Source organism: Pantoea sp. EA-12 (genome assembly GCF_030053355.1).
GTDB classification, from domain to species: Bacteria; Pseudomonadota; Gammaproteobacteria; order Enterobacterales; family Enterobacteriaceae; genus Pantoea; species Pantoea vagans_C.
Window position 1 is genome coordinate 160,463 of the sequence record NZ_JASGBY010000006.1, and the last position, 25,092, is coordinate 185,554.

The 25,092-nt window shown below is 53.1% G+C and carries 21 protein-coding genes; 6 read left to right on the forward strand and 15 right to left on the reverse strand.

What is annotated here, in order from left to right; genetic code table 11:
- Nucleotides 1-69 precede the first annotated feature (69 nt).
- The gene (locus QMZ30_RS11335; protein ID WP_283227445.1) at nucleotides 70-1,065 is read right to left on the reverse strand and encodes an alpha/beta fold hydrolase; all 996 of its coding nucleotides are present in this window, start codon (nucleotides 1,063-1,065) and stop codon (nucleotides 70-72) included.
- A gap of 18 nt (nucleotides 1,066-1,083) precedes the next feature.
- Nucleotides 1,084-1,545, reverse strand: coding sequence for a DUF6130 family protein (locus QMZ30_RS11340; RefSeq protein WP_502921474.1), 462 nt, complete (start codon nucleotides 1,543-1,545; stop codon nucleotides 1,084-1,086).
- Nucleotides 1,546-1,730: 185 nt separating this feature from the next.
- On the opposite strand from QMZ30_RS11340, the gene QMZ30_RS11345 reads away from it, so the two are divergent.
- Entirely contained in the window at nucleotides 1,731-2,108 is a 378-nt protein-coding gene (locus QMZ30_RS11345) for a hypothetical protein (RefSeq protein WP_283227446.1), read from the forward strand.
- 93 nt (nucleotides 2,109-2,201) lie between these two features.
- On the opposite strand, the gene QMZ30_RS11350 is transcribed toward QMZ30_RS11345, so the two are convergent.
- Nucleotides 2,202-2,900: a hypothetical protein gene (locus QMZ30_RS11350; RefSeq protein ID WP_283227447.1), complete on the reverse strand. Its 699-nt coding sequence runs from the start codon at nucleotides 2,898-2,900 to the stop codon at nucleotides 2,202-2,204.
- Nucleotides 2,901-2,964: 64 nt separating this feature from the next.
- Nucleotides 2,965-4,701, reverse strand: a complete 1,737-nt coding sequence (locus tag QMZ30_RS11355; protein WP_283227448.1) for an ABC transporter ATP-binding protein — start codon at nucleotides 4,699-4,701, stop codon at nucleotides 2,965-2,967.
- A 268-nt stretch (nucleotides 4,702-4,969) separates the two neighbouring features.
- On the opposite strand from QMZ30_RS11355, the gene yncE reads away from it, so the two are divergent.
- Nucleotides 4,970-6,028, forward strand: a complete 1,059-nt coding sequence (gene yncE / locus QMZ30_RS11360; protein WP_283227449.1) for a 7-bladed beta-propeller protein YncE — start codon at nucleotides 4,970-4,972, stop codon at nucleotides 6,026-6,028.
- Between the two features lie 13 nt (nucleotides 6,029-6,041).
- Complete coding sequence (locus tag QMZ30_RS11365) at nucleotides 6,042-8,042, forward strand: TonB-dependent receptor domain-containing protein (protein ID WP_283227450.1); 2,001 nt, start codon at nucleotides 6,042-6,044, stop codon at nucleotides 8,040-8,042.
- Nucleotides 8,043-8,095: 53 nt separating this feature from the next.
- On the opposite strand, the gene QMZ30_RS11370 is transcribed toward QMZ30_RS11365, so the two are convergent.
- A complete protein-coding gene (locus QMZ30_RS11370) occupies nucleotides 8,096-9,577 on the reverse strand; it encodes an aminotransferase-like domain-containing protein (RefSeq protein ID WP_283227451.1) in 1,482 nt (493 codons plus the stop codon).
- 36 nt (nucleotides 9,578-9,613) lie between these two features.
- Between QMZ30_RS11370 and QMZ30_RS11375 the strand changes: the two genes are divergently transcribed.
- Both QMZ30_RS11375 and QMZ30_RS11380 read left to right on the forward strand, forming a co-directional pair.
- On the forward strand, nucleotides 9,614-10,384 hold the full coding sequence (locus QMZ30_RS11375; RefSeq protein WP_283227452.1) for an arylamine N-acetyltransferase family protein: 771 nt from the start codon (nucleotides 9,614-9,616) through the stop codon (nucleotides 10,382-10,384).
- Nucleotides 10,385-10,538: 154 nt separating this feature from the next.
- Nucleotides 10,539-10,844, forward strand: coding sequence for a HigA family addiction module antitoxin (locus QMZ30_RS11380; protein ID WP_283227453.1), 306 nt, complete (start codon nucleotides 10,539-10,541; stop codon nucleotides 10,842-10,844).
- 162 nt (nucleotides 10,845-11,006) lie between these two features.
- On the opposite strand, the gene QMZ30_RS11385 is transcribed toward QMZ30_RS11380, so the two are convergent.
- On the reverse strand, nucleotides 11,007-12,122 hold the full coding sequence (locus QMZ30_RS11385) for a metallophosphoesterase (RefSeq protein ID WP_283227454.1): 1,116 nt from the start codon (nucleotides 12,120-12,122) through the stop codon (nucleotides 11,007-11,009).
- 103 nt (nucleotides 12,123-12,225) lie between these two features.
- Complete coding sequence (locus tag QMZ30_RS11390) at nucleotides 12,226-12,582, reverse strand: MerR family transcriptional regulator (protein WP_283227455.1); 357 nt, start codon at nucleotides 12,580-12,582, stop codon at nucleotides 12,226-12,228.
- An 85-nt stretch (nucleotides 12,583-12,667) separates the two neighbouring features.
- Here QMZ30_RS11390 and QMZ30_RS11395 point away from each other — a divergent pair, with 85 nt between their 5' ends.
- A complete protein-coding gene (locus QMZ30_RS11395; protein ID WP_283227456.1) occupies nucleotides 12,668-13,552 on the forward strand; it encodes an alpha/beta fold hydrolase in 885 nt (294 codons plus the stop codon).
- Nucleotides 13,553-14,608: 1,056 nt separating this feature from the next.
- Here the strand turns inward: QMZ30_RS11395 and QMZ30_RS11400 are convergent.
- The 8 genes from QMZ30_RS11400 to QMZ30_RS11435 form a co-directional block, all read right to left on the reverse strand.
- On the reverse strand, nucleotides 14,609-15,880 hold the full coding sequence (locus QMZ30_RS11400) for a Glu/Leu/Phe/Val family dehydrogenase (protein WP_160869066.1): 1,272 nt from the start codon (nucleotides 15,878-15,880) through the stop codon (nucleotides 14,609-14,611).
- A 117-nt stretch (nucleotides 15,881-15,997) separates the two neighbouring features.
- Nucleotides 15,998-16,618: a TetR/AcrR family transcriptional regulator gene (locus QMZ30_RS11405; RefSeq protein WP_283227457.1), complete on the reverse strand. Its 621-nt coding sequence runs from the start codon at nucleotides 16,616-16,618 to the stop codon at nucleotides 15,998-16,000.
- Nucleotides 16,619-16,646: 28 nt separating this feature from the next.
- Nucleotides 16,647-17,801: a pyridoxal phosphate-dependent aminotransferase gene (locus QMZ30_RS11410; RefSeq protein ID WP_283227458.1), complete on the reverse strand. Its 1,155-nt coding sequence runs from the start codon at nucleotides 17,799-17,801 to the stop codon at nucleotides 16,647-16,649.
- A gap of 16 nt (nucleotides 17,802-17,817) precedes the next feature.
- On the reverse strand, nucleotides 17,818-18,627 hold the full coding sequence (locus QMZ30_RS11415) for an SDR family oxidoreductase (RefSeq protein ID WP_283227459.1): 810 nt from the start codon (nucleotides 18,625-18,627) through the stop codon (nucleotides 17,818-17,820).
- Between the two features lie 2 nt (nucleotides 18,628-18,629).
- Nucleotides 18,630-20,312, reverse strand: coding sequence for a hydantoinase B/oxoprolinase family protein (locus QMZ30_RS11420; protein ID WP_283227460.1), 1,683 nt, complete (start codon nucleotides 20,310-20,312; stop codon nucleotides 18,630-18,632).
- Complete coding sequence (locus tag QMZ30_RS11425; protein WP_283227461.1) at nucleotides 20,312-22,399, reverse strand: hydantoinase/oxoprolinase family protein; 2,088 nt, start codon at nucleotides 22,397-22,399, stop codon at nucleotides 20,312-20,314. Before QMZ30_RS11425 ends, QMZ30_RS11420 begins: the two co-directional genes overlap by 1 nt.
- 40 nt (nucleotides 22,400-22,439) lie before the next feature.
- Nucleotides 22,440-23,780 carry an MFS transporter gene (locus QMZ30_RS11430; protein WP_283227462.1) on the reverse strand — a complete coding sequence of 447 codons (1,341 nt, stop codon included), beginning with the start codon at nucleotides 23,778-23,780 and terminating at the stop codon, nucleotides 22,440-22,442.
- 63 nt (nucleotides 23,781-23,843) lie between these two features.
- Nucleotides 23,844-24,476, reverse strand: a complete 633-nt coding sequence (locus QMZ30_RS11435) for an RraA family protein (protein WP_283227463.1) — start codon at nucleotides 24,474-24,476, stop codon at nucleotides 23,844-23,846.
- Nucleotides 24,477-25,092 lie beyond the last annotated feature (616 nt).

The window sequence follows — 25,092 nt, forward strand, 5'->3', positions numbered from 1 at the left end:
AACAACCTCCTGTTTTCAACCTACGCAAAAAAGACCGGCATCATGGATACCGGCCCTGAAAAATCATTGTTATAGCGCAGCGGCATCGACCACCGCTTTGACAAAGTCCTGCGGATCTTCCGCTGGTGGATTATGTCCGATGTTGCCGGTGAACGTCCGATGCTCATATTTGCCGCTGAATTTGGCGCGATACGCCTGCGGTGCCGGATGTGGCGCACCGTTGTTGTCTCCTTCAATGGTAATCGTTGGCACGTTAATCACCGGCAAGGTGGCTAACTTTCTCTCATAAGCATCATACTTTTGCTCGCCTTTTTCCATGCCAAGACGCCAGCGGTAGTTGCTGAGGGTCACCGCCACCTGATCGGGATTATCCAGTGCTTTAGCGCTCACGTTGAAGGTGGCATCACTAAATTTCCAGCCCGGTGAGGCTTGCTGCCAAATCAGTTTGGCAAAATCATGGGTGTTTTTCGCATAGCCTTGCGCGCCGCGTTCAGTCGCGAAATAGAACTGATACCACCACTGCAATTCCGCCTGCGGCGGTAAAGCTTTTCTGCCAACGTCCTGGCTGCTGATCAGATAACCGCTCACTGAGACCAATGCTTTCACGCGTTCAGGCCAGAGTGCCGCCACAATATCCGCCGTGCGTGCGCCCCAGTCGAAGCCGCCAAACACCGCCTGTTTGATGCCCAGCGCATCCATCAATGCCACCGTATCGGCAGCCAGCGCCGAAGGCTGGCCATTGCGCGGGGTTTTATCGGAGAGGAAATGCGTACTGCCGTATCCGCGCAGATAAGGCACGATGACGCGATAACCCTTTGCCGCCAGTTGTGGCGCGACGTTGGCATAGCTTTGGATGTCATACGGCCAGCCATGCAGCAGAATCACGGCCTGCCCATCGCGTGGACCGATATCGACGTAACCGACGTTCAGCACGCCTGCTTTCACCTGATGAATAGTATTAAAAGCGGCAACGTAATCCGTTTCCGTTGAGGTGGCGGCAAAGGCAGAGGTCGTTGCGGTTAACACCAGTGCAGCCAGCAGCGATTGACGGACGATCTTCTTCATGATGTTTTCCTCAAATAATCAATGATGTGCAGCTTGCGCAGGCACGATGAAGTGAATGGTTTTGCTATCGATAGGTTTATGCGTGGGATCGGCGAGAATAATCTTCACCTTATGTGGCCCAGCGGGCAGTCCAACCAAAATGATCGGTTCGCCGCTGGTATCCGCCCAGTGCCACGGGTTGCTATCAACGATTACGTGGATATGGCCAATGCGTGGAGTCACCTTTAGCGCTTCGGGACCGAAAACCGGCTCGATGCGCAGGTTTTCAGCGCGATATTGGATGAACACCGCGCCCTTGCGCAGCGGTCCCGCTAACGGCGCGTCCACGATCAATTCCGCCGGAGGCTGTGGATTATCGAGTGGTGCCACGGCGGCAGCGCCCAGTACATCTGCGGCGCCGAGGTCGTTGAGTTTTTCGGCCCAGGCACAGGTCGCCGAAGCGGCCATCAGGAAAGATGAAATCAGGAGTCGGGTTAACATCGGGTTATCTCTACGCAGTTGTTGAGTGCGTACAGAAGAACACGGCAATGTACGTGGAATATGTTCAGAACGGTGGGTTGTGCAACGCGGTGTATGCGTTCGGCAGAAAGATACACTGCGATACAAAACGGCTATAATTTTTTTGAATTTCTGCTTTTCTTAAAACTCACAAGGATTTCGTGAACATGAAGAAGTTGCTTTACCCCCTCTCCATGATTTTAATCGGTGTTGTTCTCACACTGTTATTACTTTTCATACTCCTGGCATTCAACAAAGCTATTCCGGCAAGTAAAGAGTATCAACAAGAATGTACAAAGCTGACTGACTCACAGATCAAAACCAGTTTCATCAAGTCATGGTTCAGAACGGCCGCTGAGGGTGAAGGAATGGATTCGATTGGATTGTCCAGCATTCGGTTTGAGACAAACCCAACGTTTTCCGACAACAGTTGGTCTGGTGAACTGAAGGTATTTGGCGAGAAAGGGCATTACTCTGCGCATGTTTATTTAGATTGTTATAACGGTTACTTCGATTATACCGGGCCGTTCGAAATTGAACCCTGATCCTTGTTCGTTTCGCCATCAGGCGAAATCCACTCGGATAACCGTGATTATCGTGAGGTGCGCATAAATGCGCACCGATTATCCTGATTAGCTTTATTGCGGGTGCCGTGCGTCCGTTGAGTGACGGAAGGGCGGTTGCGCATGGTCGCGGTAAGCATCGTCATCACTTATTTTATCCTGCACTACAGCGGGTCGCGTCGACCATATGTAGTTGGCAGATGCCAGGAAGCAAATGCTGTAACCCAATAGCTCTGTACCTTCTTCCGCCATGTTTTTTACCACGCGGTTATAGCCGTCCAGCATAAGATTTTGCCACAGCTGATGCATACCAAATAACCGGGAAAATACCAGTACGATTAATAATCCTGTAGCTGTCATCAGCCAGGTTTTGTGCCCGGTAAATCTGACCAATCCTGAAAGAATGCTTTCTGGCGCTTTCATTGCAGTTGCCAGGCTTGCCAATGCTGTCAGCAGCGCAAAAATGACCCAGCTGCCATGAAATATCATATCGAAGATAAAATCGAGTTCCCTGATTAACATACATGTGTAAAAACCGCCGATGAGAATAAGCGCACCGCGTAGCTCAGGACGGCGTGACGCCGAAAAGAAAAAACCACCTGCAATTAAAGCCAGCATCACTTCCTGAGCAAGTTCAGTTATTGATGATTCATGCAAAGCGTTATGCATCCAGTTTACGTCTATATAGATCGACGACATCATCAGGGTTATAAAAATGGCAAAAAATAAAATAGCCGCACATTGGCGGCTCAAAAGTTTAATGTGTTCGCGCATGGAAATCTCTTCATGATAATTAGCGCACTTATTATATTGATGTCTGTGTTATTTCCTTCTCATTTTATGCGTTAGCCGGCAGCGATTTTCCCGCCAGATGTGCCTGATAAAGCGTGGCGTAGACACCTTGCTTAGCCATTAACGCATCGTGGCTGCCTTCCTCCAGGATCTGCTGCTCACCCACCACCACGATGCGGTCAGCATGTTGAATGGTCGATAGACGATGAGCGATGATCAGTGAAGTGCGGCCTTGCGAAAGTTCATTCAACGATTGCTGAATAGATTGCTCGGTGGCCGTGTCCAGCGCCGAGGTGGCCTCATCAAGGATCAAAATTGGGGGATTACGCAGGAATACGCGGGCAATCGACAGACGCTGTTTTTGACCTCCAGAGAGTTTCACCCCACGTTCACCCACGACGGTATCTAATCCGTCAGGCAGGCTTTGTATCAGACTATCGAGATGGGCACGCTTCGCGGCTTGCCAGATTTCACTTTCACTGGCGTCCAGTTTGCCATACGCAATATTTTCGCGGATGGTGCCGCCAAACAGAAAGACATCCTGTTGCACTATGCCTATCTGATTTCGTAATGCGCGTTGCTGATAGTCGCGGACATCAACTCCATCAATAAGAATGGCGCCATCCTGCACATCGTAGAATCGTGGGATCAGTGCACAAAGCGTTGTTTTGCCTGCTCCACTTGGCCCTACGAATGCCACGGTTTCCCCGGGTTTGATCGTCAGCGTGATGTCTTTCAATACCGGTTGAGTGTGGCTATAACCGAAAGTGACATGATCAAAAACGATGTCCCCCTTGAGGGCCGTAACGGCCTGGGCATCGGGTCGATCAACAATATCAGGCAGGGTATCGATTAAGTTAGTGAAACGGCGAAACCCCGCGATCCCTTTTGGATAGCTTTCCAGCACCGCAGAGATTTTTTCAACCGGGCGGAAGAAGACCTCGGTGAGCAAAAGAAAACCGACAAAACCGCCATAGCTCAACTCGCCTCGCAGCACATAAGCCGTGCCAGCCACCATGATGACCAACTGGGTTAAGCGCGTTGAGAGGTAGCTTAGGGTCATGCTGGTGGTCATAATCCGGTAAGCGCGCAGTTTGGTCTTTTTATAGAGCGCGTTATCTTTGGCAAACAGTCGGGTTTCCTGCTGTTCGTTGGCAAAAGCTTTGACGACGCGAATCCCCCCGATGCTTTCTTCAATGCGGGTATTAAAATTTCCCACCTGATGAAAAAGATTTTGCCATGTTTGCGTCATCTGCCGGCCGTAACGGCTCACCAGCCAGACCATGCCGGGCACAAGAACCAGCGTGATCAATGCCAGATTAAGATGCACATTGGCCATCAAAATAAATGCGCCGATAAAGGTCATCACGGCAAGGAACAGATCTTCCGGACCGTGATGGGCTATCTCGCCGACTTCTTCAAGGTCCTTGGTCACATGCGTGATGATATGACCGGTTTTCGTATTATCGTAATAACGGAGCGAAAGGGTTTGCAGGTGTTCAAAAGCTTCCCGTCGCATATCCGTTTCAATACCGACACCTAATGCATGTCCCCAGTAATTCACGATGGCCATAAGGCCAGTGTTAATCAGATAGATGGCTAATAATGCCAACGAGGCAAGAAGGATGAGCTCCCAGTTTTGCGCAGGGAGTAATTTATCAATAAACATCCTGACTGCCATGGGAAAGGAGAGTTCCAGCAACCCGGCGACAATGGCGCAACCAAAGTCCAGAAAAAATAGACGTTTGTAGGGAAGGTAGTAATTAAAAAATCGGCGCAACATAGCGTCTTCCTTGTTATTTCGAAGCCAGAAGTTTCATGAAATTTTGGTACTAAACAGTTCCCGATATACAACCCTCGTCCATCATTTTTCCATCCCAGGTGCTTGAAACAGACCTTAACCATACGCTAGCCATGCCTTCCGTGCCGTGTACAGTTGCCAGACAGCAGCAGTTAAGCAGATTCAGCGATCGGTAAATAATCTTTATTGATAACGATACTGATAGTGATTATCATTCCGTTTCGTGTAATTAACTGTAAATAAATATCTCATGCTTATCAAAAAAATTACAAAGCGTACTCTACTCTCCCTCGCAGTCTCGCAACTGCTGTTATCTTCCTACGGGATGGCTAAGGCTATGAATGAAATGGATTTTAAGACGCAACCTTTAGGCCATGGTGTATATGAAATGGCCTATGTGAAGGAGCGTAACGCCCTGTTCGCCGCTTCATCGCCCTCGTTTGACGAGGATAAAAGGGCGGGGATGGTGTTTGAACTGGCTGCCGATACGTTGCGGATTGATAAGAAAATCCCCACAAATCGTCGTGTCTTTTCCGCGGCACTCGATGAAGAGAGCCATATCCTGTATCTCGGTAACGCGCTGGATGGTTCCGTCACCCTGCTGGATAGTCGTACCGGAAAAGAACTCCGCACGCTGCAGTTAAGCGATGATGCCGTTGCGGAAAAAAAAGCCCATGTGCGTGAAGTCGTTCTGGATAAAAAACATCATCGTCTATATGTGTCGGGTATCGGTGGAAAAGACAAAGGGTTGCTCTGGGTTGTCGATACGCAAAAACAACAGGTTATTAAAACGCTCGATAACATGGAGCCGGTTGGCTTTGCAGTCGATGAAGCGGGTAATAAAGTTTATGCCGTTACCGGAAAAGGCGAGATCATGACATTGGATGGCATCTCCTCCGATCTCATTTCGAAGGTGAAAGTCGACCCTGCAGAAACTAATCACTACTTCCTGAATATCGCCCTCAATACACGCGAGGGACTTGGCTATATCGCGGACACCAATACACGTGACGTGCTGGTGGTCCAAATGGATTCCGGCAAGCTTCTGCACCGCATACCCACACCCAACTCTATTGCGGTGCTCTTCAACGCTACCCGCAGTGAAATCTATGTCACCCACCGCAACGCGCGTCAAATCAGCATCATTGACGCCAGCAATTATCAGGTGAAGCACACCATAGATACCTCTGGCATGCCCAACAGCCTGGTGCTTACACCCGATGCCAGCACGCTTTACGTCAGCGTGAAGCAGGACGAAAAAACCAATAAAGACGATTACGTCCTTAAGATCGATTTAAACCAATTTTAAAAGGGATTTTGCTGTGAAAAACCAAACACGCCTGGCCGTGGCGATTGCGATCGCCCTGAGCCCTCTCCCCGTTGTCGGCTATGCGCAGGACAACACCTCGAATAACGAGAATGATCTTGTTGTGACCGCTTCTGGCTTCAGTCAGGAACGACGGGACGCGCCAGCGAGTATTTCAGTGGTCGGTGAGAAGGAGTTAAACACCCGATCTAATCAGAATGTCACGGAAGCGCTACGCGAAATCCCGGGTGTGCTGGTCGGCAATGGACACGGCAGCCTGGCAACCGGCGATATTCAGATGCGCGGGATGGACTCGACCTATACCTCTTACATGGTGAATGGCATTAAACAGGCCACCCGTGAGTCACGCCCTTACGGCCATCACATCGGAACCGAAGCTGCATTTATGCCACCGCTGGCGGCGATTGAGCGTATTGAGGTGATTCGCGGACCGATGTCCTCACTCTATGGTTCCGACTCGATTGGTGGTGTCGTCAACGTCATTACTAAAAAAGCTTATAACCTCGATAAATGGACAGGAGTACTGGAGGATAATTACTTCCTGCAGGAAAAAAGTGAGTACGGTAATACCAATCAGACCAATGCATTCGTTATGGGGCCGATTATTCCAGGCAAACTGGGTGTGAGTGTGGGTGCTGACTATCTTGATCGCCGTGATGATGACAGCCAAAACGATGAACGCTTCGTAAAGCATCAGTCTGGGAATCTTGATGCCACGGTTTCCATGTCTCCGACCGACACTCAACTCTGGGATCTGAGTGCCTCTCGCGGGCATCAGGAAAAAACTCACAGAGCCGCCAGTCCATGGTACTGGGGCTTTGATCGTGATGCAGCTTCGCTCTCGCAGCATGCCTGGTATGCCAACGACGTGATTGAAGCGAAAAACTTCATTAGCTATGAAAAGGCACGCACGGAATATCGTGTTCCTGAGATGTCACCTCAGTTCATTGAGCAGCGTAACTTTGAAGCGAACAGCGCCAACACCTTCACTTTAGGCGATCACAAACTCACGCTGGGGGCGAACTTCACCCGTAATGAGCTGAATGACACCTTTGATGTCGAGGATAAGGTGGCGCCTGGCGTCACACCGGTTAGCAAAATATCCCGTAATGGCTGGGCATTATTCGCGGAAGACGCATGGATGATCGTCCCTGACTTTACGCTGACAACCTCTGCTCGTCTGGATCATGACAGTTACTTCGGTTACCACGTCACGCCTAAACTTTATGGCAACTGGACACTGAATGAAAACTGGTCGCTTAAAGGAGGCGTTTCAGCGGGTTATAAAAAGCCGGATTTGCGTGAAAACAATGCAGGCTTTACCAGCGTATATGGCGCCTATCCATACTCCTACATTGGCATCGGCAACGATGAACTCAAACCGGAAAAGAGTATCAATACCGAGTTGGGGCTTTACTGGCAGCAGGATGCCCTGGCGCTGGATGCCACCATTTTCCACACAAAATTTAAAGATAAGATCAGCGATTACACCATCTGTACCCAGTCGGCCACGCAGCAGTGCGAATACAATGGCTATGTTGCCGAGAGCGTCTCGCAATATTTCAACGTCAGCGACGCTGAAATCTATGGGTTAGAGCTGAACGGTGACTGGCAGGCCACATCAAACCTGAAGGTTAACGCCAATTACACCTATACCCACAGTGAGCAGAAAAGCGGTGAGTACAAGGGATACGCGTTGAGTGACTTCCCGACCAGCATGGCCAATCTCTCGGTGAACTGGATGGCGATGAGCGATCTGGAGTTGTGGACGCAGACAAGCTGGCGCAGTAATTCTCCGGACATTGGCAAGTCCAGCTCTACCGAAGCTTATGCATTGGTTGATCTGGGTGCGCGCTATCATCTGAATAAAAATATTACGTTGATGGCGGGTATTTATAATCTGTTCGATGCAAACCCGATTTATAAAACGTCCTACAATCAGTCGGCGATGCTGGAGGGCAGACGTTATAACTTAGGGGCACGAGTCGAGTTCTGACATGAGCCGGGCCTGATAGGCCCGGCATTTATTTCTGATGCGCCATATAAAAATCAGGCCATCAATGTGTGACAAATCGCCCCGATCTGGTCCACAGCATTGAGCAGCTGTGCTGTTGGTTCGTTGGCACAATTTAACCGCAGGAAGTTCTGTAACTCTGCTCCCGGTGAAAACAGCGGTCCAGGGCTAACCCCAATACCCAGCGCCAGCGCGCGACGATGAACTTCCAGCGCATTGATCGGATGCGGAAGTTCAACCCACAGCAAAAAACCGGCTTCCGGTGCAGTAACGCGTGTGTCAGGCGGGAAACTCGCTTCAACCCGTGCGATGACGGTGCGCACACCTTCTGCAACGCGAACTTTCAAACGTCGCAGGTGCCGATCGTAGTCCCCACTAGCCAGTACGTCGCTGGCGGCGGCTTCAAGTAACGGCGCGCCCGCCCAGTCGCCCGCCATGCGCGCTTGCAAAACCTGGGTGTGATAGCGGCCGGCGGCAATCCAGCCTATGCGCCAGCCGGGCGCGAGTGTCTTGGACAGCGAACTGCAGTAAATCACATTGCCACTCTGATCAAAGGCCTTGCAGGCAGGAGGACGCTGTCCTTCGCCAGCGAGATCGCCATACACATCGTCCTCAATCAACGGGATGCCTGCACGTTCAAGTAACGCCACAAGCTCCTGCTTACGCGCGACCGGCATACTGGCACCCAGCGGGTTTTGCACGGTAGGCGAGGCCAGTACGGCAGCGGGTCGATGCCGTTTAATGGCGTCAGCGAGCGGTGCCAGCAGCAATCCTTCAATGGGATCGGTGGGGATTTGCAGTGCCTTCAGGCCCAAATCCTCCAGCAGCAGGAGTGTGCCGAAGTAGGCGGGCTGCTCAATCGCGACGGCATCGCCAGGCTGACACACGGCGCGCAGTGCCAGACGCAGCGCCTGGGTCGCCCCTGCGGTAATAACAAGGTCGTCTGCGCTAAAGCGTGCGCCCCATTGCGCGGCACGTGTGGCTATCTTATTGCGCAGGTCGGCCCGGCCCGGTGGCAGGCTATAGCTTTGGCCATGCGCATCCAGACGGCGACCTGCCGATTGCAGCGCCCGCTGGAGTGTCTCCGTCGGCAACCAGTGGGGATCGGGCAGCGCAGCGCCGAGCGGTATCAAACGGCTTTCTGCGCTACTGAACAGTGAACGCGCAACAGCTGACAAGGTCACGGGCACAGGGCCCGACAGCGCCGGCTGCATTTGCCGTTCGGTGTTTCGCGGAGTGACGAAGTAGCCTGAGCGCGGACGCGCAATAATCAATCCTTCCGCTTCCAGACAACGCAGGGCTTCCAGAGCGGTTGGCAGACTTACCTGTTCGCGTTCGGCCAGTTTGCGTGCGGAGATCATACGATCGCCGGGTCGCAGCGCACCGGAGGCGAGGGTGTGTCGCAGACTCTCAGCAATGCGGCGGTAATGTGGGGACGATAATGACGAGGCGGGCATGTCGATCTGTGCAGTCTGATTTTCAATGAATCTGACTATACAGACGATGATGAGTGCCATCTATAGTGTCGGGCATGAACCAGACAAGGAGGCACTATGCATTGCGATAACTTCGACCTTTCCCGCTATTTCCGCCGCATCAATTACACCGGCCCTGCAGCCGCCGATTCCGCCACGCTGCACGCCATTATGCGTCATCAACTTTTCTCCGTGCCGTTTGAGAATCTCGACGTTCAGGCAGGAAAAGTTGTCTCGCTGGTGCCTGAAGAGATCAGTGACAAGATTCTGCTTCAGGGGAGAGGGGGCTACTGTTATGAGGTCAACGGGCTGTTCGCCATGGCGCTGGAAGCGTTAGGTATTCCCTACCGTTTTGTGGCAGCAAGGCCGATGTTCTACCCGGTGCGCCGTCCCAAAACCCACATGGCAATCATTGCTGAAGTTGATGGCCGCCAGTGGCTGTGCGATCTCGGGTTTGGTAGCTACGGCATCCGCGCACCCATAGCCTTAGATCAGCTCAATAACGATATTAAACAGGATTTCGATACGTTCAAACTCACCTGTGACGCGCATGGCGAGTATCTGCTGCAGGCGAAGGTAGAAGGGGAGTGGTGTAACCAATACGGCTTTGACCTGTCACCGCAAGAGTGGATTGACTTTGCCCCGGCGAATTACCTCAATTCGACCCATCCTGATGCGATTTTTGTGCAGAAACGACTCATTGTGCAGCATCGTCCAGAGGGGCGGATGATCCTGCTGGGAGATATATTGAAAACGGTGACGGCGAATGGCGTGGAAAAGCAGCAGCTGGCGGAAGATGAAATTGATGCTGTGCTGCAAAGCCGCTTTGGATTGGCCAGCCGCGCATAGGCAAGTCAAAGGAGCGAAAAAGTAATTTTTGAAATGAATGTCTGTGTCTATAGATAACCTGGCTTTTGATAAGCTGAAGCAACACCTTGATGCAAGGTGTTGTATTGTTTAGAACAGGTGACGCTTACATTCTTAATTATGAGGATTATCACTGATGACTCTGCATAATCCCCCACACGCGGGTGAAATCATTTCCGATATCATGGAAGACCTTGATATTGGTGTGCGCGAGCTAGCACGTGCTTTGGCGATTGCACCTTCTACAGCATCACGAATGGTTTCGGGTTTGACTGCAATCACTCCAGAGATGGCCATAAAGTTATCAGCGGTAATTGGAAGTACGCCCGCCATGTGGCTTCGTATTCAAGCGGCTTATGACCTGGACCGAGCGGCAAGAACCGTTGATCTTTCTGTTTTGAATACCTGCTATAAACCTGACCCTCTCTGCGGCGCCAATTAAACATATTCTGATGATGTTTTGGGCTCCAAAGAAATTTCTGATTTCCATATGATTAAACGTTTTTAGTCCTTGTTGGCTCAATACAAGCCATGAGCCTCGCATAATAGGCTCATGGCTATGCACATTCTTCTCAAAGTTTTTTAGAAGATATGACTCAAAACTTCACTCTTTCCGCTGCAACGTAATCCGCGTCAGTTCAGAAGGGCGTCCCAGTCGTATTGCCATGCCTGGCCAGAGCGCAGTGCCGTTATTCACATAGAGTTGCATGCCATCCACATCATAAAGGCCTGAGACAAAGCCCGCGTTGGGTTTTGCAAACAAGCGGTCAAAACCGACGATCAGTCCGCCGTGGGTGTGACCAGATAGCTGCAAATCGACTTTGTGCGTTGCGTTCTGGCGCGCATTGCGCGGTTGATGATCCATCAAGATTACCGGAGCGTCAGCAGGAACACCCTCCAGCGTCAGCTCAAGGTTAGGGCCAGTGGCATCTCTGCGGGAGGCTGAAACATCGGGCAGACCGGCGATCGCTAGCTCCGCGTCGCCGCGTTTAATGAGGGTATGGCTGTTGAGCAAAGGTTGCAGTCCTAACGCTGCAAGATGATCGGTCCAGCGTTGCTGTTCAAAGAAATACTCATGGTTGCCAGTGATGGCATAAACGCCGTCCGGCGCATGTAACCCTCGCAGCGGCTCCACGTCATTTCTGCGATTTTCCAGGGTGCCATCTATGACATCGCCCGTTACCAGGATCAGGTCAGCATTCAGCGTCATGGCCTTTTTCACCATGGCTGCGGTCCATGCGGCGTTGAACACTTTGGTGATATGCAGGTCGGTGAGCTGAAGCAGCTGGTAGCCTTCAAACTCGCGCGGCAGATTATCGATTTTTATCGTCACCTCTTTTACGGCGGGGACGCGTATGGCCTGATGGACGCCCACAGCCGCCACTACCATGGTTAAAAGCGCAGCGCCATATCGTATGCCTGGTGTCATCTGCAGCGGGTGCCGCACCAGCAGGGAAATGAGTGTCACCACATCAATCAATATTTGAGTGAACGCGAGCAGTAGCACTGTGCCAAAGGCCCAGCTGAACAGGATGGTGACGGCACGTGGCATTTCTGGTGAGAAAATGCCGCCCGGGGTAAATCGGCTAATTAATAGATATTGAGAAGCCAGTAAAACCACCAAAGATAGGATGATCTTCAACACTAACGGCATGGCTAATGGGAAAACGAATCGTGCGATAACATACCAACTCGGTATGCTAAAAATCAGATGAAACATCACTCTCTTCCCTGTTTTAGGCGCTGAATCAGCGCGGAAATGAACTCATCATTTTTGAGTTATGAATTTTAATGCCCGAATTAAAGGGATCATCATGTGGGTTCTACTTCGCGATACCCTCAGTCAGCGTCGCCATCAATCGTGTCCGCCGTGACTCCAGTTCGCTAATCTGACGCTCAATATCCTCCAACCGCTGGTACTGTAATGCCTGGGTTTCAGGGCAGAAAGCCGCGCCTTCGACCATCAGCATACAATCAGGAAAGGAGCAGATTTCAGCAATGCTAAAACCGATATTGATGAGCCGTTGAATCTGACGCACCTGTGTTACTGCCTGCGGAGGAAAATAACGATATCCATTACAGGCACGTTTTGAAGTCAGTAACCCGTGCCGATCATAGTGACGGATTGCCCGAACGCTGACGCCTGATTGTTTCGCCACCTCTCCAATCGCCAACTGCATAGATCATCTCCAATAGGGGGCTTGACTCTGACACCAGTGTCAGGGTTCAGGATAGCCAGGAATCATTCATATCAGGAGGCTTTTTATGCTGTTACACCTATCACGCACGCTGTGTGCACTGTTCATCATGCTGTTTTCTACCGCACTGTTTGCTGCGGAAAAGCACTACACCGTCACCGCCCCCGATGGCGTGCGGATCGCGGTACAGGAGTCAGGCAATCCTGAAGGTTTACCCATTATCTTTATTCATGGCTTATTGGGCAGCCATCTTAACTGGGAAAAACAGCTCAACGAGCCGCAGCTACAGCGCTATCGCCTGATAACCTATGATCTTCGCGGGCATGGACTTTCCGACAAACCACAGCAGGCAGTAGCCTATAGCGATGGCAAGCGTTGGGCAGACGATCTCAAGGCGGTGATTGATCAACGCCACGCTCGAAATCCACTGCTGGTGGGATGGTCGCTTGGCGGCGCGGTCATAACCAATTATTTGGCGGCATTTGGTGACCATCAAATCAGTGGCGCAATCAATGCTGACGGAGTGGTGGAACTTACCCCGGCGTTAATCCCCGCGCATGACAACGTTTATCGCGACATGATCTCGGCAGATTTAAAAACGCATCTCGATGGCGAGCGCGCCTTCTTGCGGCTTTGCTTCTATCAGCAACCAGACAGCGAAACCTTTGAACGCCTGCTGGCGAATGCTGCAATGGCTTCCTGGTCCATGCAGCGTGCGGTGATGTCGATGACAATCCCATTGCCGCAAGGACTTAAACACGTGCGCGTACCGTTACTGTTTATATACGGTGAACATGACGCGCTGATTAATCCTGCGGCATCGCTGAAAAGAGCGAAGCAGGTGAATCCCGCTATTCAAACGCGTATTTATAGCCACTCCGGTCATGCTCCGTTTATTGAGGAGTCGGCACGCTTTAACCGCGATGTAGCCGCCTTCGCTGCTGCGCTTTGATTGGCTGTAAGTCATTCAGCGGAACAGCCATGTGAGTTGCTCTGATTAAACTTACCTTGGTGACAGGCAGGCTCAGTGCAAAAAAATGAGCCTGTTTTTTAGTAGAAATAATCACACAATGGCAACGCAACGCATCAGTAATACAATTTGCTGCGAGTGTTGACCTTGGATTGAAATAAAGCGAAGCGGTAAACTGTCGGTATGTGTTAATAAAAATTTGCATTAGCAACAATAAGACGTTGCAGCATCGTTTTTTAACAATTGACAGAGAGCTTTTTACTGTTCATCCTAATGAATTGTCTTTGCAAGATAACATTAAAAAAACCATATAAAAAATTCGCACTTTTCACTATTTATTCCTGAATATTATCTTTGATATTATCTTCTTCCAAAGCTTGTTTAGTCCGCGTGGACAATTCGAACGGATGGCATCCAGAGGTAAAATTGGAAATAACGTACAGTATCGATTTTCAGTACAAACGACGTGGTGAAGAAACGCCGACCCCTGCAGGAAGTGTTATTCAGACCTCTGGTGAATAAACTCCGGTGATGTTTATCCCTTCAGTAGGTGATTACGTAGAAATCGGTGGAAATCCAGAAGAGAACGAGACACTCAGCTCTTTCAGGGGAATCGTGATCTCACGTTTTTTCCGTTATGACCGACAGTCAGAGTATGAAGTGTTCTGTCATGTAAATATTTTAGTGGAAGAGTCATTCCAGAATTTTAGGCATCTCGTTCAAGACTAGTTAACCACTTTTGATCCCGGCCTTAAACCAAATTCAGACAAAACCGCCTAATGGAGGTTTTGTCGTTTAGAATCGCTGATAAGAAATTTTTAATAGATTCCGTGGTTTTCAGGGCGTTGAGCTGGCCGATCGTTTGTTATCAAATCAATCACAGTCAATGATTAACAATATATAGTCAATAGAAAACAGCCGGATAGTGAATCCGGCTGTCATCCATTATCAGGATTCGTCCAGAACTCTGCGTTGAAGCCCTTAAAAGCAGATCAAAAAACGCTTTCCCTCAACGCTATTTAAATGTTGGAACTCCCCTCACGGATACAACCCCCGCTCCTTCCTTGCCGTCAAAATCCGCTCACACGCCACCGCATAAGCCGCCGTTCGCAAACTCACTGCCAACTGTTCCGATTTTTGCCAGATCGCGAGCAGCGCCTGTTCCATGATTTTGTCTAGTCGGGCGTTAATTTCATCTTCGCTCCAGAAGAAGCTGGAGAAATCCTGTACCCACTCGAAGTAGCTGACGGTGACGCCACCGGCGTTGCAAATCACATCGGGCACCACCGTGATATTGCGCTGCGTCAGGATGTCGTCGGCCTCCGGTAACGTTGGGCCGTTAGCACCTTCCAGCACCATACGGCACACCAGTTTTCGCGCGCGCTCTGCGGTAATTTGCCCTTCCAGCGCGGCGGGGATCAGGATATCGCAACCCTGTTCCCAAAAGGCCTCGTGGCTGATCGCCGTTGCGCCATGAAACCCGGCGATGCTGCCGTGCTGCTGTTGCCAGCGAATCAGTGCCGCCACATCAATGCCGGCTGAATGATGCAGCGTGGCGCTGTGATCCTGCACCGTGACGACCTTAGCACCAGACTGCGAAAACAGTTCGGCGGCCACGCTGCCGACATTGCCGAAGCCCTGCACCGCCACGCGTGCGTTCTCCAGTTCCAGGCCGATCCGCTGCGCGGTAACTTTTCCGGTGACAAACACACCGCGCCCCGTTGCCTTCACGCGGCCCAGTGAACCACCGAGATGGATGGGTTTGCCGGTCACCACACCGGTACTGGTCATTCCGACATTCATCGACCAGGTATCCATCATCCATGCCATCACCTGCGGATTGGTGCCGACGTCCGGTGCCGGAATATCCTGCTGCGGTCCAATGATGCTGCCAATCTCGCTGGTATAGCGGCGCGTCAGTCGCTCCAGTTCCTTTTTGGATAGCTCTCGCGGATCGACGCGGATACCGCCTTTCGCGCCACCAAACGGCAGATTGATCGCCGCACATTTCACCGTCATCCAGGCTGACAGCGCCATCACTTCTTCCAGCGTCACGTCCGGGTGAAAACGCACGCCGCCTTTACCCGGCCCGCGTGAAAGATTGTGCTGCACGCGGTAGCCTTCGAAATGCCTGACGCTGCCATCATCCATCTCCAGCGGGATATCGACGATCAGTGCACGCTTAGGATGGCGCAGCGTATCCGCCCAGCGTGAAAGTTCGCCCAGATAGGGAAGGACGCGATCGACCTGCGCCAGATAGGTCGCCCAGGGAGAGTGTTTATCTTCTGATACATAGGAAAGCGCTGTCATCATTTCACCTTTTTGCACCGCGCAGGCGCTGCCCCAAATTCAGGATGCAGTAACCCCTCACAGTGATTGTGATCATCAAAAGAAGAGGGAATAGGCCGCTGACGGGCGGCCCCGATTTTATTTAGTGCGGCAAGCTTCCACGCTGAACTCATTGGCGGTAGCGAAACCACGTAGTCCGCCGATCAGCACCGACATCAACTGCGTACCCACCTGTTTTTCCGTCAGGCCAACGGTATCCAGCAGGTCAAAGATTTCACGGGGATCGAACAGGATGTTCCACAGGAAAATCGCTTTATCACCAATGTCCGGCAGATCCATTTCCTCCATCGCTTCGCGTAACGCCGGGCGTAGCGCATCAGCCTGCACTTTCAGGTAGTCCGCGCCTTCCCATAAACGTTCCAGGTAGCCACGACGGTTACGCATCGGCACCATTGCGGCACCGTTTTCGCGCACCAGTTTGATCCAGTGCCGGCTGATGTTCTCCAGTTTCTGCAGGCCCGCGCAGCTCTGGCTCAGACTGAAATCGAGCAAAAGCTGGCCCACTTCCTGGCGATAGGCGTTCAGCACCTCTTCTACCGACGTAAACTGGCGATAGGCCGTAGCAACGGATACGCCGGCTTCGGCGGCAATCTCCGCCAGGCTTATCGGGTTTTCTGCATGCTCAAACAAGCGGGCTCCCGCCTGAATCAGGTTTTTGCGGTTTCTTTCGGTATCACTGCGCATCGGTCTTCCCGCCATGGTGGGTTTTATTCCTGTGTTTTACGTCTCAGTTCAAACCAGCCAGCGCACGTTTGAGGCGACGTACGCCTTCGACAATCGCCTCATTGCTGGCCGCGTAGGACAGGCGCAGGTGGCGCTCTCCCGCCGCACCAAACTCACTGCCTGGACGGACGGCAATGCCTTGTTCACGCAGCAGCGCGACCATATCGATTGCCGGGATCGGCAATGAATAAGAAGGGAAGCAGTAAAATGCCCCCTCGGGTTCATTGAGCGACAGCTCCGGGATGGCGTACAGACCTTCCATCATTAACTGGCGACGTTCACGGTAGACATCATACATACGTTTGACGTCGTTTTTACACTGCGTGAGTGCCACCAGTGCTGCACGCTGCACTGCACTGTTCACCGATCCGTTGATGCTATTGTGAACGCGCGCGGCGGCAGCGATCATCTCAGCCGGGCCTGCCAGATAGCCCACGCGCCAGCCGGTCATGGCGTAACTTTTCGAGAAGGTCTGACAGTACAGCGTGCGGCCAGCGAAGGCGGGCACCTGCAATACCGAAGTGAAAGGGCGAACGGTGAACACCAGATCGCTGTAAGCTTCATCCGCAATCACCAGATTGTTGTGTTTGTTAACCAGCTTACCCAGGGTTTCAATTTCTTCGCAGCTGTGCACGATGCCGGTGGGATTGCCTGGGTTACAGAACACAAACAGTTTGGCGCCCTCCAGCGCTTTATCCAGACGATCCAAATCCCAGTGCAAATCGCTGCGGCACGGCATAGGAATGCAGATACCACCCGCCATATTGACCAGGTCGGCATACAGCGAATAAGTCGGATCCGGAATGACGACACGATCGCCCGGATTGACGATAGAGAGAATCGCAGCAGCCAGGCCTGCAGTACCGCCGTGGGTCACCAGCACTTCACCGTTTTTAACCGACATGCCGCTCCGCGCAGAGACGTCGTCGGCCAGCGCCTGGCACAATGTTTTATCGCCCAGCAGGGGGGCGTAATGGGTATAACCCTGCTGCAGCGCTTCTACTGCCGCCTGAACGATGCGCGGTGGGGTATCAAAATCGGGTTCGCCCATCGCCAGCGAGACCATATCACTGCTGGAAGCGGGTTGCTGCACGCGCAGTGACGTGCGTTCGACACGCAGTACCGCTTCGGACGCTTTAAAAAGTTTGGCAGACATCATTCACCTTCCTGTGGGATCAGTTGTGTTTGAAACGCTCGGCTTTGCATTCTGCGGGCGCATTTTTCCAGCGGCTGATCTCCAGATCGCCGGAAACGTCACGCAGGAAAGTCGGCGCAACAATCAGTTCTTCAATCACCGTGCGCATTGGCAGGCTGGCGCACAGCAGGATGGCATCGGCGACATCCTCAGGCTGCACCATATGGTCACGAATGCTTTGCAGCGGCGGGTTGGCGCGGTTATCCATAATCGGCGTGTTCGTTTCCCCCGGCAGAATGCAGGTCGAGCGGATGCCGTCATTGCGGAAGGTGTTGTGCAGATAGGTCATGAAGTTGCGTACGGCGGCTTTCGCGGCGCCATAGGCCGCACCGCCCAGCAGGTTCGGACGCAGCGCTGCCAGTGACGACACGGTGATGATGGTGCCGTTTTTACGCGCCAGCATGGAAGGCAACAGCGCCTGCGTCAGCAGGAATACGGCTTTCAAGTTGACGTCCTGCACCTGATCCCATTCTTCTTCTTCGATCCAGCGTGCGTTGAGTGTCTTGCTGGCGCTGCCGGCATTGTTGACCAGAATGTCGATCTCACCCAGTTCGCGCAGCGTCCAGGCAACCAGCGCATTCACCTCTTGCTTGCTGGCGATATCAGCGGCATAAGCCCAGGCTTCACCCCCCTGTTCATGCAGTTCCGCCACGACCTCATCCAGCACCGCTTTGCGGCGACCGACCAACACCACGCGCGCGCCGCGCTGCACAAAACCTGCGGCAGCCGCTTTACCAATGCCGCTGCCGGCGCCGGTGATGATGACCACTTTTCCCGTTAACTGTTCCATGCTTAGCTCCTGTTCAGTGCTGCGACGTCGACGCCGTAATCACGCAGCGCTCCCGCCTCGGTGATGTAGCCTTCCTGTAAATCCCACAGGATGGCCTGTGGATCACGTTCGGCGACCGGCATCTTGCCTCCGCCGCCCGGCATCTGGATGGTGATCTCATCGCCCGGCAGGACATCATGACGGCCAACCGGTTTGGCGAGGGATTCACCGTTGATAGCGATAAAGTTGGGTGCGCCCGCCGATCCGCCCAGCACGCCTTCTGCCGCGTGTTTCTGGCGCGAATAAAACATGCTGTGCGAGAGCGGATATTGGCTGGTATTGCGAATCACCATGCGCTGCGCCACGCCGCCGCGATAACGTCCCGCGCCGCCGGAATCTGGCACGATGGCTTTTTCGAGGAACAGCAGCGGCGTGGCGGATTCAATCAGTTCGACCGGGGTGGAAGACATATTGCCCGGGAAGCCGGTGACAATCCCATCCGCTGCCGGCCGAGCGCCGGTACCGCCGTTGACGCACAGACTCTCGACAAAGCGGCGACCGTCATCGAACTGGCCTGCAAACACGTCACAGGTCACCGGTGCACTGCCCGAATGGCCCATCACGCGCTCTGGCATAATCTCTGACAGCGCGGTGAAGATCGCGGCGTGCGCCATATGACCGACGCGATTGCGCATTTCAACCGCGCAAGGCGGGCGCGCGTTGGCAATCGATCCTTCCGGCGCAGTGACGGTGATGGATTTAAAGCAGCCCTCATTATTAGGCAGATGCGGTTCCAGCAGGCATTTCAGCGGATAGACGCTGTAGGCATAAGTGAAGGACATCGGGCAGTTGCTGCCAAACATTGATTCGGCCGAAGAACCGGCGTAATCGATGGTGATATTGCTGCCCTCGACAATCACCGCCACATTAAGGTGAATATCGCCTTCATAATCACCAATATCGACTGCTGCTTCGTAACGACCATCCGGTACCGCTTCAATGGCTTTGCGCATCGCGGCTTCGGTCAGCGAATGAATTTTCTCTGCCAGCGGGGTAACCGATTCCAGCTTCAGGTCATCCATCAGGCCCAGCAAACCGTTAGCACCAATCTGGTTAGCGGCCAGCATTGCGTGCAGATCGCCTTCCACCTGGTCCGGTGCGCGAACGTTGGCGAGGAACAGATCCAGCAGTTGCTGATTGACCTGACCTTCCATCATCAGCTTGCTCGGTGGAATGAGGAACCCTTCCTCATACATGTCGCGCGAGGACCCCATATTCAGCGAGCCGCCGATATCCGACATATGTGCCGCTGCGCCGGTAAAGGCCACCAGTTTGCCGTCGCGGAACACCGGCGTGACCACCGTAACGTCGTTGAGATGACCGGTGCCCAGCCAGGGATCGTTGGTGATCAGGCTGTCACCTGGCTTCAGGGTGTCAGCCGGGAATTTCGCCAGTAAATGGCGCACGGTGGCGGGCAGGGTGCCGATAAACACCGGCACGCTGGCTTTCGGCTGTGCCAGCGAATTGCCGCTGGCATCCATCAGCAGGCAGGAGTAGTCGCCTACTTCACGGATGATGCTGGAGAACGCCATGTTAACCAGCGTGGCCGCCGCTTCTTCAGAGATACTGACCAGGCGATCCCAGGTAATACGCAGGCTGATGGGATCGTCGAGAAATCGCAGATTGTCAGGGGTGGTTGTCGCCATCAGTTCAGCTCCATCAGAATATTGCCTTGTTCATCCAGCTGCGCAGAGGCACCCGGACCGACATAGATTGCACACTCTTTCTCCTGCAGCAGTGCCGGACCCTCTACTGCCACGCCGGTGACCAGCAGACTGCGTGGGATCACGCGGCACGGGCGGTAGCCCTGTTCACGGCCGAGATACACCTGCAGGCTTTTTTCACGCGCGTCAGGTTCGGGGTGACGCAGCTGGTCGGTAGTGTTGAGTTTCGGAGGCGTGGTTTGTACGCGCCCACGCCAGTTCACCACTTCCACACCTTGCCCCGGCAGCGTGCGGCCAAAGCGCGCCAGATGGGCGGCTTCAAAGGTATCGATCAGCGCTTGTACATCGCCGTGGCTCAGGAAGGTGTCAGGCAACGTCACGGTCAGTTCCGATCCCTGACCGACATAACGTACGCCGGCGAGCTTCTGCTGTATCGCGGTGGCAGGATCGGCATTCGCCGCGGCCAGTGTGGTCATCGCTTCATCAAACCCTTCGGCGAAGATCGCACTGATGGCGGCGACATCAATACCGGTTTGCAGGCGGCAGCGATCGGCACGCACAAAGTCAGCACTCGGCGGTGCGGTTAACAGACCGAAGGCGGAATAAACGCCCGCGCCGTTCGGGAAATAGACGCGTTTGACACTGAGCTGCTTGGCCAGCGACCAGGCGTGACTCGGGCCTGCGCCACCAAATGCCAGCATGGTCATCTGCGACGGGCTGACGTTTTTCTCAACCGAATGAGTGCGCAGCGCTTCGGACATTTTGCTGTTAGCAACTTCGTGGATGCCCCATGCGGCCTCTTCAACACTCAACCCCAGCGGTGCAGCGATACGTTGGATCGCGGTGCGGGCAGCCTCCACATCGAGTCGCATCCGGCCGCCGAGGAAGGCATCGGGATCCAGCAGGCCCAGAACCAGGTTGGCGTCAGTGACCGTTGGCAGCTCTCCGCCACGGCCATAGCAAGCCGGTCCCGGCCAGGCGCTGGCGCTCTCAGGGCCAATCTCCAGCAGGCCAAGTGAATCGACGCGCGCGATGCTGCCGCCACCGGCACCAATCTCAATCATGTCGACTACCGGCAACTTGACCGGCAAACCGCTGCCTTTTAGCAAACGGTCGGCGCGACCCACTTCATAATCGGTGGTGATGGAAGGTTCGCCGTTGCGCACTACGCAGGCTTTCGCGGTGGTGCCGCCCATATCAAAGGCCAGCACCTGATGTTCATCGTTCTTACGGGCAAACGCGGCAGTCGCCACAATCCCGCCTGCCGGGCCGGATTCGATGATGCGTGTGGGATAATCGGCCGCCACCTGCGGCGCCATCAAACCTCCGTTGGAGCCCATCACCAGCCAGTCACAGGCGAAACCGCCTTCGCGCAATTTTTGCTCAAGCCGCGCCATATAACGACGCGCCTTAGGTTGCACGAAGGCATTCATCGCCGTTAGCACGCCGCGATCGTATTCACGGATCTCACGGGACACCTTATGAGAGACCGAGATCGATACGCCCGGCAGTTCACGGCTGAGAATCGCCTCGATTTGATTTTCGTGCTCAGGCCAGGCGTAAGCGTGCATGCACAAAACCGCCACCGCTTCATAACCTTGTGAGCGCAGTTCAGCCGCCAGTTGCACCACTTCTCGCTCATCAAGCGGGGTGACCACTTCACCGCGTGCCGTGACGCGCTCATTGACTTCATAAGCCTGCGAGCGTGTCAGCAGTGGTTTCGCCGGTGCACCGTTCAGGTCATAGATGTCATAGCGATACTCACGTCCTAACACCAGCACATCGCGGAAGCCGCGTGTCACCACCAATGCGGTTTTGGCGCCGTGACGTTCCAGCAGTGCATTGATCGCCAGCGTGGTGCCGTGGGTAATGGTGTGAATATCACTGGCGCTGAGTCCCGCCATCTCCACCAGTTGAGTCAGCCCGGTGTAAGCGCCCTCGGAAGGGTCTTCGGGCGTGGTCAGCGTTTTATGGCGAATCGCTTCGCCGGTGACGTCGTTTAACAGCACCAAATCGGTAAAGGTGCCACCAATATCAAACCCTATCCGCCAGGGTGACGCGTTTTTCATAGTGACCTCGAAATCCTGAGTGAGTACTTGTATTCAGTGCTTATTCATCAGCCAGCGGCTTGCCGGCGGTCTCTTTCAGATACAGCGCGCTGATCAGCGTCAGCGCTGCGGTGAAAATCACCATGTAGCTGGGGATGCTGGCGATACCGGTCATGCCGATTAGCCAGGTCATCAGCAGGGGTGCGGAACCGCCGAAGATCACCGTCGAGAGATTGAAGCCAATGCTGTAGGCGCTGTAACGCACGTTGGTCGGGAACATCTCTGCCAGCGTGGCCTGAATCACGCCCGCGTGTCCGGCGAAGGCGAAGGCCAGTAGAATGGATGCCATGCAGGCCAGCGGGAACATACCGAGCGTCAGTAACCAGAAGCACGGCCACGCCAGTACGGCCATGGCAATCGCGGAGGCAATTAACAGCGGCTTACGGCCGAGACGATCGGAAAGCCACGCCATCAGCGGGATGGCACCGACGATGGTTAACAGACCGCAGGCCGTCACCATCAGGCTCTGGATCTGCTGGAAGTGCATCACCTTGTTAAGGTAGGTCGGCATGTAGACAAACAGGATGTAGTAACCCGGACCGTTTACCGCGGGTAACGTGATTGCCAGTCCAATCGCCTTCAGGTGACGTTTTGAGGAGAGCACTTCACGGAGCGGGTTACGTACCACGCGGTTGCTGGCCTTCACCATCTGGAAATGCGGTGTATCTTCAATGCGGGTACGGATGTAGACGCCGATCAGCGCCATCGGAATGGCCAGCAGGAATGGCACACGCCACATCCAGCTGTTCATGGCATCAACGCCAAACACATTGATTAGGCCGCTGATTAACAGACTGCCGAACAGCAACGCAATAAACGATCCCATTACCAGCGGTGACATCACTACTGCACGACGATGGTCTTCCGCATATTCCGCCACGAAAGAACCGGCTCCGGACACTTCGCCACCGGCGGAGAACCCCTGCACGATACGCAGTAGGATCAGTAGTGTGGGTGCGGCCCAGCCGATGCTCTCATAGCTTGGCAACAGACCAATGGCGGCCGTTGCCAGAGAAATCATCAGCAACAGGATCGCCAGCAGTTTTTGGCGTCCAATTTTGTCGCCGAGATAACCACAAATCACGCCGCCAAACGGACGCACTACAAAGCTCACCGTGAAGCCGACATAGGTGAGCATCAATCCGGCGTCGCTGGTGTTCATGTCACTGGCGGCAAACACAAGTACCAGTGAACTCACCAGCAAGCCGTAAATACCGTAGTCATACCACTCTACAAACGAACCGACTCCACCTGCGATTGACGCGCGGCGTACAACATTGTTCTTGGTCTTTCCATCCTTCGGCAGTGCGTAATTCATTGTTGCGGCATGTGATTTCGTCATCTGTTTTGCCCTGAGTTAAGCGTGGTTAATCCCCGGAAGGCCTTTAACGGTAGTGGCCTGGCTTTATTTATATTTACGGGTCACTTCCGCCGTCATTTCTGCTTCACGTCGGGCAACTTCGCGCACTTCAGCCAATACCGTCTCCGCGCGCCAGAAAGGAATGACAATGATGCCGTCGTCATCACCCACCACGATATCGCCTGCCGCGCACACCACGCCGCCAATCGCCACCGGTTCACCGATCACGCCGGGCCCATTTTTGAACGGACCGGCAGGGGAAACGCCGCGACAGAAAGTGGGTAAGCCTGTGGATTCAATTACTTTGCGGTCACGCACTGCGCCATCAATCACCTGTGCGACGGCGCCAGCATGCTGAAATCGTTGGGTGAGCTGTTCACCCACCAGCGCACGATCAATGTGGCCCTGGCCATTGATCATCATCACATCGCCCGGCTGGATATAATCCAGTGAGCGAATGACGGCAGCGTTATCGCCGGGCGTGACCAGCACAGGAAAAGCAAAGCCGACGAACGCGGTGTGGGTGGTGACCGGAACGATCCCGGCATCGCACATGTTCAGTCTTTCCATCGCATCGCCAATATTGGCAACGGGAAAATCAGCGAATGCTGCAAGCCATTTTTTATCTGGACGGTTCCATGCTTCTGGAATACGGACGTAAGCTGTTTCAAGTGCCATGCCAACCACCTTTTAAATGAAAAGTATTTATCAAGTGAGAATGTTTTATCACTTTTAAATTTGCGTTAGCAATACGTTAATCACGTTAATAATGGGGGGTGCGAGCTGAGCTTAGGAATGTTTCCATGAAAGGGTAATTACGTATTGACTTGAAACTAATGACTATTTTTCTTTGACGTCTCTGTATAAACGGCAGCCTGAATTTATAAATTCATTTCTATATTATTTTCTTATGGATTTATTTTGACATAACGCACAAAAATAGCGCACCAATGGTTAAATATGACGATTGCATCACACTTATGGTGCATAAAATTATAATTGTTTAGCTATATCTCTCTTTATAATGGCTATTTTCCATTACTAAAACGCAGATCAACTGCACCGTTTAAGGGCAACCTTCATTGAGGTGAATGAATCTTACCGCCTATCACTTATTACTCGGCAGTTCGTCGGGTAGCTTTCTCTTTTATGACTTAAATTATCATTTTCAGCGTTCAGAACGATTTTGTTAGCATTTTAGAGCATGGATTATCAGAGTCGCATCGCGATGTTAGTATTTTCGCGCTATAGTGCGGATAAATTATCGTTTTCACCTGGATGTTAAAGGATTCAG